This is a genomic window from Candidatus Paceibacterota bacterium (genome assembly GCA_040905715.1).
Taxonomy (GTDB): domain Bacteria; phylum Patescibacteriota; class Minisyncoccia; order Phycocordibacterales; family CSBR16-193; genus JBBDHZ01.
The window spans coordinates 93746-107847 of sequence record JBBDRA010000002.1; the positions used below are offsets into that span (position 1 = coordinate 93746).

The window sequence follows — 14102 nt, forward strand, 5'->3', positions numbered from 1 at the left end:
CCCCCCCCCCCCCCCCCCCCCCCCCCCCCCCCCGGGGCGGTCTTTTTTCATTAATTTTGTTATGATTTGTTAGCAACCTCTCCAGGACACCAAGCCAGGAGAAGGTCATTATTTTTATAATTTGTTATTTTTATGGCAGTAATTAAGCATAAAGAGCAACGCGTTGGAATCTTTATCGATACACAAAATCTCTACCACAGCGCTAAACACCTTTATAAATCACGGGTCAACTTCGGTCAGATAGTTAAAGACGGTCTCGCCGGTCGGCACCTTGTCCGAGCCATGGCATATGTGGTCGCGACCGAGACAGGGGAGGAGCAAACCTTTTTTGATGCTCTTGAGAAACTTGGTATAGAGACAAAAACCAAAGACCTACAAGTATTCTCTGGCGGAGCCAAGAAAGGCGACTGGGATGTGGGTATCGCCCTCGATACAATCAGCATGGCCCCGAAACTCGACACAATTATTCTAGTTTCCGGAGACGGAGACTTTTCAGCTCTCCTCGAGTACCTTCGGGTCAAAGAAGGATGTCAAACTGAGGTTATCTCATTCGGACGCTCTTCCTCAAGCCGCTTGATCGAAGAAGCAGACGACTTCATTGACCTCGACGAGAACCCCAAGCGCTATCTAATGGGGAAAGGCTGGGTGAGATAACTCTTACTACATACATACCGATAAAATCGCTCCAAGGAGCGATTTTTGTTTGCAGGACAGACTGAGAACGAACCGTCGTCGTCACGCCTGCGTGATTACGTACTAACTCGCACACACCAAGCGACTACCCGGATATAATTCATATACACACATAAGAAATAGTTAGTCTCGTAAAAATACATGATACAATACAAACATTATCCGCATGTGTTGGTATTGATCCAACGCTAAAGCTCTTTCTATGGCTGACGAGCAAAGCACGCTTCAAAAAAACAAGGGGCAGAGAAAATCGGGAAACAGCGCAAAGCTTCAGCAGCTCCGAACGTTTTATAAAGACCTCGCAAAAGCGCGAGAGGGGACAAATGAAGAGCCTGCGCCAATGCAAGCTCGAGCGCAAAAAGAACTCTCCGGTAAAACTCCTGTCCCTAAAAGAGAAGACTCTACAAAAAAAGAGGCGAAAACCGCTCCTGCGGAGACGAATGAAAAACAAACAAAGGAGACCCCTGCAAAAGAGCCTCACTGGAAAGAAAATGGGGGGCACTATACAGCTGAAGAGCGCGGACAGACTCTTGCTGAGATAGAAAATGCCTACAATGATGGGCAGGAGGAGCAAGAAGACGAAAATGAACAGTCGTTCGCCTCCATTGAACAGAAAATAGAACACGAAAGAGCCCTTGGAGACAAGGAAGCGACTGAAGCCCAAGCGGAAGAGGAGATCGATCAACAGCAAGATCAAGAACCTGAGAAAGCAAGCGACACTCAAAAAGAAGAGAAGGAAGAAGAGGGTGAGGAGAAAGAAGAAGAAATAAAAAACAATGAAGAGGAGGGTCAGGAAGAGGTTGAGAATAAATTAGCACCAGAGGAGGGTGCCAAAAAAGAAACAAGGGGCGAGCTAGAACAGCCCCGGGTTACCCCGCAACCAATGCCGGAAGAAAACCCGATCGAAGCAGCTGATAGAAAGATCCGCCGTAAACAACAAGTGATTGAGGAGTTGGATGAAAAGATCGACCCACTTGCCGAGAAAGTGAACCACCTTCACCAAAAACTCCAGCAAGCCAACGAACAGGTGCGCCCGATCATCGAAAAACAGACATCGCTGGAAAAACAAATAAGTGCGATCGAACAGGAGGAAACAGGTGCGAGCGGCGAAAAGCGCCACACCCTTGAAAATCAACGCTGGGAGATCGAACAACACCTCCATGATCTAAAGCAACAGTACTGGGACGCCCTTGAGCAAAATGAGAGTATTGAGGAAGAAGTGAGCGAGACCAAACAAAAGATCGGTCAGATCGAGGAACAAAAACAAGAATTGGACCTGGAGATACAATTACTTGAAAAAGAAAAGCAAGGCCGACAACTCATGGCGGAACTAGAGGTTATAACAGCTAAAAAACACAAACTTGAAGATACCTGGATCGAGCTTAACCAAAAAGCTGACAAGGTACGCGGCAAACTTGCCCCGCTTCACCATAAAGAGCAGCAGCTTGAGGAAGACAAGAAACAAGCGCTCGTAGCCGAGCAGGAAGCAGACGATACTACTGCCCGCTCTGAGGCAGAGCGAAAACGTTGGAAGTTGGAAAGACAGCGTCATGAAACAGAACAGCAACGCTGGGAGCTTCAACAGCAACTTGAGAACATCGAGCTTAACACCGAGCGACTTAAACCGGAGTACCGACAACTGGAGAGTCGTGAAGAAGAGATCAATACTGAGTTAGACACCCTTCGGCCTGAAAACGATGAATCTTATGAATAATGATCTAAACGAGCAACAAAAATTAGCGCGGCAACGCGCACATGAAGCGTTAACCGGACACCGGTTGAAACAAGCCCAAAAAACAGACGACGGGGCGAAGAAGCCGGCGGATAAGAGGGTGGGGCACAGTAGTCTAACAAACCCGGATTCCGACGAGGCTCTCGCCCATCAAGGAGAAATGATGAAGAAAACAGAACCTGTTACACAATACTCAGAGCCAAGCTTAAGCGAGATAGAAAAAAGACACAATGAAGAGCAAAGAAAAGCAAAAGCCCCGCACGACTGGCAGTGGCCGACTGAGGAAATGAATAGAGGAAGAAAGGCGTCTCTACTACCAGGAAACCCGGAAAGGAATCCATCAAGAAACGCAGAAAATCAAGGACATCAAAAAAGAAATCAAATAGAGGCCCAAAAAGTAGAGACCGCGGGAAACAATCCTTCTACGACACCTATCGCAGAACCTAAAAATGTAGCTGCTTCCGATAAAGAAACGCCTGGAGCAAAACCTATCAAACCAACTCCTTCAGCAACGACACCTACACCACCAGAACAACCTCAGATCGAGGAGCAGCCAACGCAACAACCTCAGACTCAACCAAAAACTGAAGAAGTGCTACCCGAAACAAAGCCGGAAACGCCAAAAGAAGCGGTGCGGGAACCGGCTGCACTAAAAACACAGACTGAGGTTCGTCGAAAGATGCCGTCGATCCAAACCTACGGAAGTGATGCGAGAGAAGATATACAAAAAAGAGACCCGTCGCTTTCTGATATAAGAAACGCTGAGTTACAAAAGAAAAAGAAGGAAGTCCCTTCGCAAACCGAACACTCCTTCAGCCAGATGTTCATTCTCTACACCAGCCTTATCCTACTCACCGCAGGACTTGTTGCGCTTATAGTGGTCGGATACTTGGTTTTTCTAGCTCCAGAGGAAAAAGCTGAGATAACTACCTACCAGAACTTACTCGTGGCCCAAACCAGCGCACCGATCTATATAAACGAACGTGATCGAGAGGATGTTATCGCCGAGATTGCAAGCGAAATAGTATCAGCGTCAGAACAAACATCCGATGAGGTTGCTGTTTTCCCGGTCCTGCAAGAAACCGGAGATAGTGAGCAGGTCTCTGCAACACAACTAATGGAGATAGTAGGGGAAAATGCTCCGAATGCTCTTACCCGAAACCTTAACAACGAATTTGTACTTGGTGTATTGGGCGCTGAGAAAGTACCCTTTATTATTCTCACCACCTCCTCGTACGAGCAGACCTATCCGGCCATGCTTGAATGGGAAGCAAACATAGCTCATGATCTAGCCGGCATAATTACCCCCATTTCATTTACAGGATCAACCAACTCACAAGACCAGACCGTTGAAAACAGGGATGCGCGGGTGATCTACGACTCAGGAGAGAACCAGGTGTTAGTTTATATGTTCGTTGATACTGAAACGATCGTGATCGCCCCGAACACAGCCGCACTTCGCCAAGTTATCGGAGCGTATCGCAACGCACAACGTCTTTAAGTGTAATTTCTAGGCCTTCCCTTGTGTTATAATAAAAGTATGAGTACAGACGACACAATTGACCTCGGCTACTATAAAGGAAAACTTGAGGAGGAAATGGAGAACCTGATCGCCGAACTTCAAACCATCGGGCGAATAAATCCCGACACCCCGGGGGACTGGGAGGCTGTGGCAGCCAACCTCGATCAACCACATTCCGCGGATCTCAACGAGGAAGCCGACGATATAGAGGAATACGGGGAGCACGTCGCCATCCTTGAACAACTAGAGATACGATTTAATGAAGTTAAAGACGCTATTGAACGAATTGAGGAAGATGCGTACGGAATCTGTAGTGTGTGTGGAAAAAAAATTGAGGAAGATCGCTTAGAAGCAAATCCGGCCGCAAAAACGTGTAAATCCGACATAGAGGAAACTGTGTAACACCCTATTCTAAAAAAGAACAGGGTGTTGTTGTATTTTATTTATTATGAGTGTTTCTCTTGCCCACAGCGCCCAAGTCCATCTCCTTGAAGCAACAAGTGTTTTAGTTGAGGTTGATATTTCCGGCGGTCTATATGCCTTTTCGATCGTCGGCTTACCTGATAAGGCGGTTGAGGAAGCGAGGGATCGTGTATCCGCTGCTCTGAAAAACAGTGGCTACACCTCTCCTAAACAAGAAAACCATAAGGTCGTTGTCTCTCTTGCACCGGCCCACAGCAAAAAAGAAGGGTCGGTGTTTGATTGTGCTATCGCGATCGCTTACCTTACTGCGAATGAAGACATTAGCGCTCCGCTTGACAGCACCCTTATCGCCGGAGAACTCTCACTCGACGGCAGTACGCGTCAAATTACCGGAACACTTTCGCTTGCCAGGCACGCCAAGGACAAAGGCTTTAAACAGCTCTATGTACCCCGAGAAAACGCGGCTGAAGCCGCTTTGATCAGTGGTATTGACGTATATGGTGTGGGTAATCTTACAGAGCTGATCGGACTTCTTACCGGAGAAATTAAACGTGATCCTGAACCCTCACCTGAGCTGTCACGCCACAAACCCCCTCGACCGACAATTGATATGGCTGAGGTGCATGGGCAAGAGTCAGCGAAACGAGGGCTTGAGATCGCTGCAGCCGGAGGTCACAACGCTGCCATGAGTGGTCCGCCGGGTACCGGTAAAACCATGCTCGCTCAAGCCTTTCGATCACTTTTACCGCCACCTGACTTTAATGAATCCCTCGAGATCACTGCAATCCACTCAGTTGCCGGTGAGTTGACTGACGGACCACTTATACAGGAGCGGCCGTTCCGATCTCCTCACCACACTTCGTCATACACCGCGCTTATCGGTGGTGGAACGATACCAAAACCAGGCGAGATAACTCTGGCCCACAAAGGTGTTCTTTTTCTTGATGAATTCCCTGAATTTGACCGGCGGGTTATGGAATCTTTGCGACAACCTTTAGAAAACCGCTCTATTACAGTCGCCCGAACTTCCGGGCACGCTACCTTTCCCGCTAATTTCATACTGATCGCAGCAATGAATCCATGTCCATGTGGCAACTATGGAACAGAAGGGAAGGTTTGTCGGTGTAGCCCGTATCAACTAAGCCGCTACGAACAACGTCTTTCAGGTCCAATTGTTGACCGTATTGATGTATGGCTTACGGTTGCTGACGTAGACCACAGCAAACTCACTGATTACTCCGCACCATCGGAAAGCACCCTCTCTATACAAAAACGCATTAAAAAAGCACGGAGTATGGCCCGAAAACGCATTAATCAAAACAACAGCAATATACATACAAACGATGAACTCTCCTCAAAAGAGATCATCGAGACCGGCAACTTCTCATCTGAAGCTCACACCACTCTTACCAAAACCGCTGTATACCATAACCTCTCTGCTCGAAGTTTTTATAAAGTCGCCCGTGTCGCTCGTACCATTGCAGATCTAGAGGAAAGTAATGAAGTACAAGCGAAACATGTATTTGAAGCTGTCACATACAGACCACAGACGCAGTAATTGATATGTATTAGTGTATAAACAACCCTGCTTCAGGGCAAAATGGGGATAAATATGGGGAAAAGGTTGGTATAACATGTGTAGTATTGTGGGATTACTATAGGATTACAAGGGGAGTAGAAAGGGGGATATGGGGATAAGATGATATATAATGAAAAGTTATACCCACTACCCAACATCTACTCCTTTCTAATCCCCACCAACAACACCTTTATATCCCTTCTAATTAGCTTTATTACAGTAGTATCCACTTATCTACATATATAATAAAGAAGTTTTAATTTAATAGTATATACAGATAGAAGATGTGTAGAACTGTCAGATCGTGTGAACGAATTGTTCAAGGATGGTTGATTCAATTACAGAATAGTTTATTTAGAATAAATCAAGATCTCTAATGATTTGGTGGTATCAGGCAACAAAACAGTCCCAAAATAGTATTAGAATAATCCTAGAACTAGAATCAGTAGATATACAAAAAACCGCCTTTGGCGGTTTTTGTAAGCAGTAGTTGTTTAAGGTGTCTCAGTTGTTAGCGGCCATTTGTTAGCGACACTGTGTTCTTAGTCCGCAAGCCGCGAATGGGTTTTGGGCACCACGTACCTCAAAGTGAACGTGGTTACCGGTCGAACGACCGGTAGAGCCCATGTATCCAATAACTTGGCCACGCTGGACGCTCTGGCCGACCGAGACAGTGTTTTGTGAGTTGTGAGCGTAAAGTGTCTGGGTGCCGTTGTTGTGATCAATCACAATGTAATTACCATATCCACCATTCCAACCACTACGAGATATGATCACTGAGCCGGGTGCTGAAGCAACAATTGGTGTGCCGTAGGAAGCACCAAAGTCTATACCGTTATAGCCGTGGGTTCGCTGGGTTATGATCGCCCCAGGGGCAGGGTGGCTATAATAACCACTATGACTCGGGGCTGAGGAGGGAGTTTGTTTCGAAGGTGTAGTGTGAGTATTGCTAGATGATGTTTCAGTGCTTGCTTTAACTATCTCACCGTTCGGGATGATGATCTCATCACCAATTGATAGATCGCTGTCTTTAATATTGTTGTATTCCCGAATCTCATCAGCGTCTCCACCATATGTCTTCGCTATCCAGCTTATAGAGTCACCACTTTCCACAATATAGCGAATACCGGTGATTGGTAGGATGATCAGTTTTTGGCCGGGAATAATAGGTTCATTAGCACCAATGTCATTACTCCAACGCACTGTATTTACAGAAACATCGAACATTTCAGCGATATGGGAAAGAGAATCACCTTCGCGGACCACGTATTCACGGATCTGACCTTCATTATCGCTAAGATCGTCGCGATCTATACCATCAGAGCGGCTTCCCGGCAGAAGTGCTTCGTTGCCGATGATGAATATATCACCTCCTCCTTGAGCAACAGCACCCGGATTATTATTATGTGGAGCGCTTAAAAGAGCCATTGTTTGGCTGTTTGGTTGATCAGGGAGGCCGGTTGGAGGGGTGGAGGAGTTGCGCTGAGCCTGAGCGTTTTTAATAAATGAAAAGAATCCCGCTTCGGCTGTGTATGGGGTTACACCAATAGTAAAACTTCCAACGAGTGCCGCCGCCACGACGAGAATACTCATTGAACCAATCCCTCTGTGTGTCACCCGATCTGAACGTTTCGTATTCAGAGGATCAGGGTCCTGCTGGGTAGGTAAAATAGGCTTGATTTAGCAAACAATGATGCGTGCGCCTCAGAATAGCTGTGGTTCGGCCGTCGCATGCCATCTACTTCAGTACGCTGGCTATTCTAGCGTACTGACCTACTAAGTCAAGCTCCGGATGTGTATAAAAAATGTGGTAGGATAAGCCGACATGAATGATGCTCTCAGTCAAAATTCACCATCGGAAAACATGTCAATCAAACTCAACAAACAGCAACAGCAGGCGGTTGAGCATACTGACGGACCTCTTTTGATAATCGCCGGGGCCGGGGCCGGGAAAACAAAAACACTTGTTTCGCGCATCGCTCATATTATCGCGCAAGGGACAGCACCGGAGAATATTCTTGCTATTACCTTCACCAACAAAGCTGCTGCAGAGATGCGGGAGAGGGTTGGAGCGCAACTGGCTCAAGATAGGCAGTTAAACGAGCCCATCTCTCACGTTGGTACACCGTTTCTCTCTACATTTCATGCGCTAGGAGTTCATATTCTACGTGCCAACGCAGTGCGATTGAATATTCCTAAACATTTTTCTATTTACGATCGGTCTGATTCTAAGCGGGCGGTGCGCGATGCGCTTAAGGCAGCGGGATACGACCCAAAGCAGTTTGAGCCGGGAAAGGTGCTCGGTATTATTTCTCGAGCGAAAGGAGAAGCACAAGATATAGATGAGTTTCTGGCACAGCAGCAACAAGTGGTCTCGCCGATACGGCGAGTAGCCGGTGAGATATGGGGGAAATATGCTACGTTGCTTGCCGATGAAAAAGCACTGGATTTTGACGACCTGCTCTTAAAAACGCTCCAGCTTCTGGAGCGGGATACTGAAGTTCGAGAGTTTTATCAAGACCTTTGGCGGTATATTCATATTGATGAGTATCAAGATACGAACCATGTTCAGTATCGTATCGCGCAGATCCTCGCCAAGAAGCATCGTAATATTTGTGTTGTGGGAGATGTGGATCAGACGATCTACTCGTGGCGCGGGGCGCAGATCAAGAATATCCTGACGTTTGAGCAGGACTATCCGGAAGCCGAGACCGTGGTTCTGGAAGAAAACTACCGTTCAACTCAGATCATTCTCCAAGCTGCCAATAACGTGATAGAAAAGAATCAATTTCGACGGGAGAAGCGTCTTTTTACTCAAAATACCGGCGGGGAACTCATTACAATAAGTGGGTTTCGAAATGAGGGCGAGGAGGCCGCGTATATTGCCGGTGAAGCAAAAGACATGATCGCCAGCGGGGTGCCGGCCGAAGAGATTGCGGTTCTCTACCGGACCAATGTTCAGTCTCGGGCGATGGAAGAGGCTATGCTTAACCGGGACGTGCCGTATCAAGTGCTTGGAACACGGTTCTTTGAGCGAAAAGAGGTTAAAGATGTTATCGGTTATATAAAAACAGCGTTAAACCCGGCCTCGATCACTGATTTTAAGCGTGTGGTGAATACACCGGCGCGAGGGATCGGCAAGGCAACAATGATGAGGATGATCGAGTATAAAGATAGCGAACTTGGCCCGAAGCAGCTTGCGGCTGCCGAGCAATTTCGCGCTATTCTTGAGAATATTCGCAAAATGGCGCAGGAGGCAGTACCGTCTGAGTTGGTAAGCTATGTGATCCGTGAATCCGGCCTTGACCGGGCGCTTAAAGCAGAAGGAACTGAAGACGCAGAAGAGCGACGGGCAAACATGTATGAGCTCGCCAACCTTGCCCGTAAATACGATGAACTTGGACCTGACGAGGGAATCGAGATGCTTCTCTCTGACGCGGCGTTGGCATCTGACCAGGACGAGCTAAAGGAAAATAAGGCCGGAGTAAAGCTTATGACCGTTCACGCGGCGAAAGGCCTCGAATTTGATCGGGTATTTGTGGTCGGACTTGAGCAGGATCTTTTTCCACAGTCGCGTGAGGAAACAGAGGAGCAGGAGGAAGAGCGGCGTTTGTTCTATGTGGCTCTCACCAGAGCGCGCGCTAAACTGTATTTAACCTATGCCGGCATGCGCACCATTTTCGGGAAAACCAACTTTCAGATGCCGTCCGAGTTTCTCGAAGACATCGACGATACGTTGGCTCTCCGCGACGAGCCTGAAGAGGTTACTGGCGGAGGAAGTGTTGGTATGCTGGATGACGACCCGATCGTGCGGATCGAGTGGTAGGTATCCAGGTTATAGGTATTAGCTTACAGCTTATACAAAAAAAGAAGTCCACCTCTTTCTGGGTCGTGCGCCTCCTCGGCGCCGGTTTCACTGACGTTGTTATGGTACACTAATGCTACGTAATAGTTACGTAACTATTACGTAATGGTTACTTCAACAAGCGAGGATCGATCGTGAGCTCGCTCTCGTTTCACCCGAGCGTAGTTGAAGCAAGCTCTGCTTACGTAGCATGTAATAATCCTTTTACTCTATGGCTCAACAGAATATTCAATTTATACGTAAGGTAACTCGTGTTGGCGGCAGAAGCCTCTCTATAGTTATTCCGTCTGAGATCGTTAGCGCACTTGGTATTCGAGAGCGCCAAAAACTTACCCTTGAGCTTGACGGTGAGAGGATCATTGTCCGGGACTGGAAAGAATAAAACTATTGCGTTTTTGGGTCGAAGGTGGTTGAGTAGCCTTATGCATGAAACCGAATATGAAACCGCAATTATGAAACCAAAGAAATCACTCGGACAGCACTTCCTAACTTCAGAAGGTGCAGTGAAGCGCATTGTTGATGCAGCTGACATTACTGATGGGGAACAAGTGCTTGAGATCGGGCCGGGCCGAGGCGTGCTGACCAAAGCACTTCTGGATGCGGGTGCGCGCGTTGTCGCGGTGGAGAAAGATGAAGCACTTGCCACTGAACTTAGAGATCGTTTCGCTGACGCTGTGTCCGCAGGTACTCTCAGTGTGATCGCGGATGATATTCTGAATAGTGATCTCGTTGATACTGAATACGGAATACTGAATACAAAATATTCCCTTGTTGCTAACATTCCTTACTACATCACCGGCGCTATCATCCGGCAGTTTCTCACCGCTTCGCACCAACCGACGAAAATGGTGCTTCTAGTCCAGAAGGAAGTTGCTGAGCGCATTATTGCCCGAGAGGGAAACAAGCAGGGGAAGGAAAGCCTGCTCTCGATCTCAGTTAAAGCATACGGTGAGCCAAAAATGGCTGGTGTTGTGAAGGCGGGAAGCTTTAACCCTCCACCGAAGGTGGATTCGGCTATTTTAGTTATTGAGAATATCTCCCGGGCTTTCTTTAAAGAGATCGATGAAAAGCAGTTTTTTGAGATGCTCCACCTTGGCTTCGGCCAGAAACGCAAACAGCTCGCCGGTAACTTAAAAGCACGATTCAGCTCTGAGGTAGTAGAGCAGGCTTTTGTAGCGTGTGCTATAGATACTCAGGTGCGCGCAGAAGATCTTGGGCCTGCGCAGTGGCACTGTCTCGCAAAAGAGCTTTTTTCAATGCAGAACTCCTGAAGTAGCTCTTCCGGGCGTATGTAAAAAAATGAAGCGCAGGCAAGAAAAGGCATAGAAAAAGCGGCTATACGTAGCCGCTTTTCTGTTTATTTAATTTTGTTTAGTCGTCGTCTCTTGCCCGAATACGTAATGTATCAGTGACCTGACCTCCTTCACGGTCTGTGATGCGAATATCGACATAATGATTTCCATCGTCATCAACTTCGCCGGTTAGATACAATCCTCCTTCTTCAACCTCGAACTGTGTTAGGTGGTCAGGAAGGTCAGTGAGTACCTCGTATTCATACGGCCCCCCGGCGCCACCGGTCGCAACGATCGAGAGAGTAATATCTCTGTCTTCTCTAACTTCCCAGTAGTCAGGCACAAGGCGCAACTCGCCGCCGCAGGCGTAGCTTCCTTCTTGGGTCTCCTCGCCACACTCTACTGGTTCCTCATCCTCGTCAGTATCGTCACCGCCGGTGTCTGAGCCGTCGTCTCCCGAATCAGTATCACTATCAGAATCATCGTCTCCACCACCGGAGTCAGAGTCATCACTGTCACCGGAGTCTCCGCCCCCACCTCCTCCATCTCCACCTCCGCCACCCCCACCTGAATAGCCGCTGCTGAATTGGCAGCCGGGGAAACTTGAGCCGACCATGGATATATCGTAGTCAGGTGTTTCTGAGCTTTCACAGAACGAGGTAAGGGTTACGCAGCTGGTTCCGGTCGTGACGAAGCCGAGCGCGCAGCTCTGAGGAAGCGGGTAGTAGTAGGTTTGGCGATACGCGGACATTGCCCAGCTCGTCTTGAATGTGCCGTCAGGGAGGCTGCTTTCAACTGCTTCGTGTTCCAGCATGATCGTTCCATCGCAGCAAATATTTGTGATAGTCGTGAATCTTCCTCCGAAATGCTCTGATCCTCCTCCGCCTTGTGCCTCAATGCGCTGTTCAGGTGCTGTTACAAATACAGCTGTCGTGATCAGTGTTGTAGAGAACACCACTGCAACGATAGAAAAATAAACTGATGATCTCATGTTTTTAATAACTAATTACCATAGGATTTATAAAAGAACGGTATTACATTGCTCTCGCCGCTTTCGTTCACGACCTTGATCTGTACCAAGAGCTCTTCTGGGAATTGTGAACGCACCTGATCAAGTTTGTCTGAAGGGACAGCGTTCAGTTGTTTTTCAAGCTCTTCCCCGACCGTTGTTTGAAGGGTGAAGGTGAGTGTTTCGCCGTCTTTTGAGGCCACCTCTTGGTATTGGTCAGGCTGAGTATGGTTGGTCATGACCGTGTTGCGTCTGGTGTTAAAATTGTGTCCGTAGAGCGTTATTTTGTCACCATTCGTGCCCTTAGCCGGTTCAATGCGAGTGATCTTTGGCTCGTTCCATAAGCCGGTCACTGCGGGCGCATTACTTTCTTTCGGATCTTCCTCAGAAGTGTTTAGTTCAATATTTGCTTCGCTTGTTTGCTTCGGGGTAGATCCACCACCTACAAATTCGTTGAGCTTTTGACGTGTTGTCTGTCCCACAAAACCGGTTCCATGTGCGAGGTTCCATGGGTCCAGGACCTCACTGCGATACTTTTCTTGAAAGGCGATCACCGCTTGGGTTGTAAGAGAGCCGAAAAAATCGGTCTCGTTGCCTGGCGAGCCTGCACCGCTTGCGGCGATCTGGATCCCGGGCACATTGTTTAGTGCTTGCTGGAGTGTGCGTACTTGAGGTTCGCGGTCGCCAGGAGAGAGATTTGAAGTAATCTCACCAACGTTATTTGTTGGTTGAGAAATGTTTTGAAATGCGTCTATTTGTTGTTGAAGTAGTTTGATCTGGTTCTGGAGCGATCGGATCAAGTCGGCATCTTGTGCATTTACTTGAGATGTGCCAAACAAGACACCGAAAGCGATAAAAGTTGAAAAAATTATCGAATAAGTAAGGATGCCTGACGCCTTTTTCGGCACGCTTCTTTGTGAGATCTGTTTCATGTCCAAAGTATACCACCAGCGATTGCAATCAACAGGTTAAGGTGGGGAAAAGTCTGATACAATTTAGGAATGTTACCGAGCAAGAAATTTACTTTCGTTATTATCGGCGTAGCGGTCAGTGTAGGGGGAGCTGTGTTTCTTTTCATGGGACTTGACGCTGACTCCGTGCCGTATTCACGTGATGGATTTTCTGCGGTTGCGAGAGGAGGTGCGGATGAGTTAGGTGGCCCGAATATCTCCGGCGACAGGCCGGAAAGCAGTTCAAAAGAGTCTTCGGAGGAAGATCAAGAAGTGCGTGGTCACTCAACAGCTTCAACAGATAGCGATAAAACAGCAGAATCCACAGAAATTTCTCAGCAGAGTCAAAATATGACGGATCATTATCCGGAAGATTCCTGGACAAGAGAGTTTCTTGAATACTACAACCAAACAGTTGATGAGCCGCTTATTAATTACAGTGACATAAGCGAGTTTGACCGATCAAAGGCGCTTCGCGGCTTTCTTGAGCGGGCGGACGTAAAAAATGAACTTCGTCGATTTCGTGCGTATACTCAAAAAGACCTCACTATAAATGATAAGGTTGCAGATGAAGATCGCCGAGACTACGGTAACAAGGTTGCACAAATATTTATCGACAATAGTTCCCCTTACAATGTGACGTCACTGTCGATCTATAGAAAAGCTCGAGAGATTGACGATGGAGGGTTGCGTGAAGAACTTATTAATGAATTGCGAAATACACGGCTGCGTTACGAGAGAATGCAAAACGAACTTGTGCAGTTGAATGTTCCAGAGGACGCGGTTGAGGTGCATCTTGCGCTTTTGAATAGTTCGAGTTTGCTGGAAAAGCGTGTGGCCGGGATGACGCTGTTCTCACTTGATCCGATACGAGGAGTAGTGAATGCCGGAGCGTACAAACCGCAAAGCAAGTATTTTGTAGAGAGCTATGAACAACTGGTTGCGTATCTGGAAGAACACGAAGTGAGTTTTGCACAGGGGGAGCCTGGTTCCACGTTGTAGGTGCGGTATACTGAGTATGATAAACGAAACTTTTA

Annotated in this window: 12 protein-coding genes; 9 read left to right on the plus strand and 3 right to left on the minus strand. The window is 47.5% G+C overall.

All coding sequences use genetic code 11. The features are described 5' to 3' along the window. The first annotated feature begins 132 nt into the window (after positions 1 to 132). The 5 genes from WD312_00565 to WD312_00585 all read left to right on the plus strand — a co-directional run bounded on the left by WD312_00565 (position 133) and on the right by WD312_00585 (position 5928). Positions 133 to 654, plus strand: a complete 522-nt coding sequence (locus WD312_00565; protein ID MEX2563599.1) for an NYN domain-containing protein — start codon at positions 133 to 135, stop codon at positions 652 to 654. 241 nt (positions 655 to 895) lie between these two features. Beyond that, positions 896 to 2407 carry a hypothetical protein gene (locus tag WD312_00570; protein MEX2563600.1) on the plus strand — a complete coding sequence of 504 codons (1512 nt, stop codon included), beginning with the start codon at positions 896 to 898 and terminating at the stop codon, positions 2405 to 2407. Further along, the gene (locus WD312_00575) at positions 2400 to 3926 is read left to right on the plus strand and encodes a hypothetical protein (protein ID MEX2563601.1); all 1527 of its coding nucleotides are present in this window, start codon (positions 2400 to 2402) and stop codon (positions 3924 to 3926) included. The genes WD312_00570 and WD312_00575 overlap by 8 nt, the downstream gene beginning before the upstream one ends. 39 nt (positions 3927 to 3965) lie before the next feature. Beyond that, positions 3966 to 4349, plus strand: coding sequence for a TraR/DksA C4-type zinc finger protein (locus tag WD312_00580; GenBank protein MEX2563602.1), 384 nt, complete (start codon positions 3966 to 3968; stop codon positions 4347 to 4349). A 46-nt stretch (positions 4350 to 4395) separates the two neighbouring features. Continuing rightward, entirely contained in the window at positions 4396 to 5928 is a 1533-nt protein-coding gene (locus WD312_00585) for a YifB family Mg chelatase-like AAA ATPase (GenBank protein MEX2563603.1), read from the plus strand. Between the two features lie 546 nt (positions 5929 to 6474). Here the strand turns inward: WD312_00585 and WD312_00590 are convergent. Continuing rightward, positions 6475 to 7542, minus strand: a complete 1068-nt coding sequence (locus WD312_00590; protein ID MEX2563604.1) for a peptidoglycan DD-metalloendopeptidase family protein — start codon at positions 7540 to 7542, stop codon at positions 6475 to 6477. A 232-nt stretch (positions 7543 to 7774) separates the two neighbouring features. Here WD312_00590 and WD312_00595 point away from each other — a divergent pair, with 232 nt between their 5' ends. The 3 genes from WD312_00595 to rsmA all read left to right on the plus strand — a co-directional run bounded on the left by WD312_00595 (position 7775) and on the right by rsmA (position 11085). Beyond that, positions 7775 to 9775 (plus strand): UvrD-helicase domain-containing protein, encoded by a 2001-nt coding sequence (locus tag WD312_00595; protein ID MEX2563605.1) that lies wholly within the window; start codon positions 7775 to 7777, stop codon positions 9773 to 9775. A 250-nt stretch (positions 9776 to 10025) separates the two neighbouring features. After that, positions 10026 to 10196 carry an AbrB/MazE/SpoVT family DNA-binding domain-containing protein gene (locus WD312_00600; GenBank protein MEX2563606.1) on the plus strand — a complete coding sequence of 57 codons (171 nt, stop codon included), beginning with the start codon at positions 10026 to 10028 and terminating at the stop codon, positions 10194 to 10196. A gap of 70 nt (positions 10197 to 10266) precedes the next feature. Continuing rightward, a complete protein-coding gene (gene rsmA / locus WD312_00605; protein ID MEX2563607.1) occupies positions 10267 to 11085 on the plus strand; it encodes a 16S rRNA (adenine(1518)-N(6)/adenine(1519)-N(6))-dimethyltransferase RsmA in 819 nt (272 codons plus the stop codon). A gap of 100 nt (positions 11086 to 11185) precedes the next feature. Here the strand turns inward: rsmA and WD312_00610 are convergent, their stop codons facing one another. After that, positions 11186 to 12097, minus strand: a complete 912-nt coding sequence (locus WD312_00610) for a hypothetical protein (GenBank protein MEX2563608.1) — start codon at positions 12095 to 12097, stop codon at positions 11186 to 11188. A gap of 11 nt (positions 12098 to 12108) precedes the next feature. Beyond that, the gene (locus WD312_00615) at positions 12109 to 13047 is read right to left on the minus strand and encodes a peptidoglycan-binding protein (GenBank protein ID MEX2563609.1); all 939 of its coding nucleotides are present in this window, start codon (positions 13045 to 13047) and stop codon (positions 12109 to 12111) included. Positions 13048 to 13116: 69 nt separating this feature from the next. Here WD312_00615 and WD312_00620 point away from each other — a divergent pair, with 69 nt between their 5' ends. Next, on the plus strand, positions 13117 to 14067 hold the full coding sequence (locus WD312_00620; GenBank protein ID MEX2563610.1) for a hypothetical protein: 951 nt from the start codon (positions 13117 to 13119) through the stop codon (positions 14065 to 14067). Positions 14068 to 14102 lie beyond the last annotated feature (35 nt).

What these genes read in the sequence shown, in the direction of transcription:
- WD312_00575 (MEX2563601.1), top strand. Translation starts at nt 2,400, where the DNA reads ATGAATAATGATCTAAACGAGCAACAAAAATTAGCGCGGCAACGCGCA.
- WD312_00595 (MEX2563605.1), top strand. Translation starts at nt 7,775, where the DNA reads ATGAATGATGCTCTCAGTCAAAATTCACCATCGGAAAACATGTCAATC.
- WD312_00600 (MEX2563606.1), top strand. Translation starts at nt 10,026, where the DNA reads ATGGCTCAACAGAATATTCAATTTATACGTAAGGTAACTCGTGTTGGC.
- WD312_00610 (MEX2563608.1), bottom strand. Translation starts at nt 12,097, where the DNA reads ATGAGATCATCAGTTTATTTTTCTATCGTTGCAGTGGTGTTCTCTACA.
- WD312_00620 (MEX2563610.1), top strand. Translation starts at nt 13,117, where the DNA reads ATGTTACCGAGCAAGAAATTTACTTTCGTTATTATCGGCGTAGCGGTC.
- WD312_00590 (MEX2563604.1), bottom strand. Translation starts at nt 7,542, where the DNA reads ATGAGTATTCTCGTCGTGGCGGCGGCACTCGTTGGAAGTTTTACTATT.
- rsmA (MEX2563607.1), top strand. Translation starts at nt 10,267, where the DNA reads ATGAAACCAAAGAAATCACTCGGACAGCACTTCCTAACTTCAGAAGGT.
- WD312_00580 (MEX2563602.1), top strand. Translation starts at nt 3,966, where the DNA reads ATGAGTACAGACGACACAATTGACCTCGGCTACTATAAAGGAAAACTT.
- WD312_00565 (MEX2563599.1), top strand. Translation starts at nt 133, where the DNA reads ATGGCAGTAATTAAGCATAAAGAGCAACGCGTTGGAATCTTTATCGAT.
- WD312_00615 (MEX2563609.1), bottom strand. Translation starts at nt 13,047, where the DNA reads ATGAAACAGATCTCACAAAGAAGCGTGCCGAAAAAGGCGTCAGGCATC.
- WD312_00570 (MEX2563600.1), top strand. Translation starts at nt 896, where the DNA reads ATGGCTGACGAGCAAAGCACGCTTCAAAAAAACAAGGGGCAGAGAAAA.
- WD312_00585 (MEX2563603.1), top strand. Translation starts at nt 4,396, where the DNA reads ATGAGTGTTTCTCTTGCCCACAGCGCCCAAGTCCATCTCCTTGAAGCA.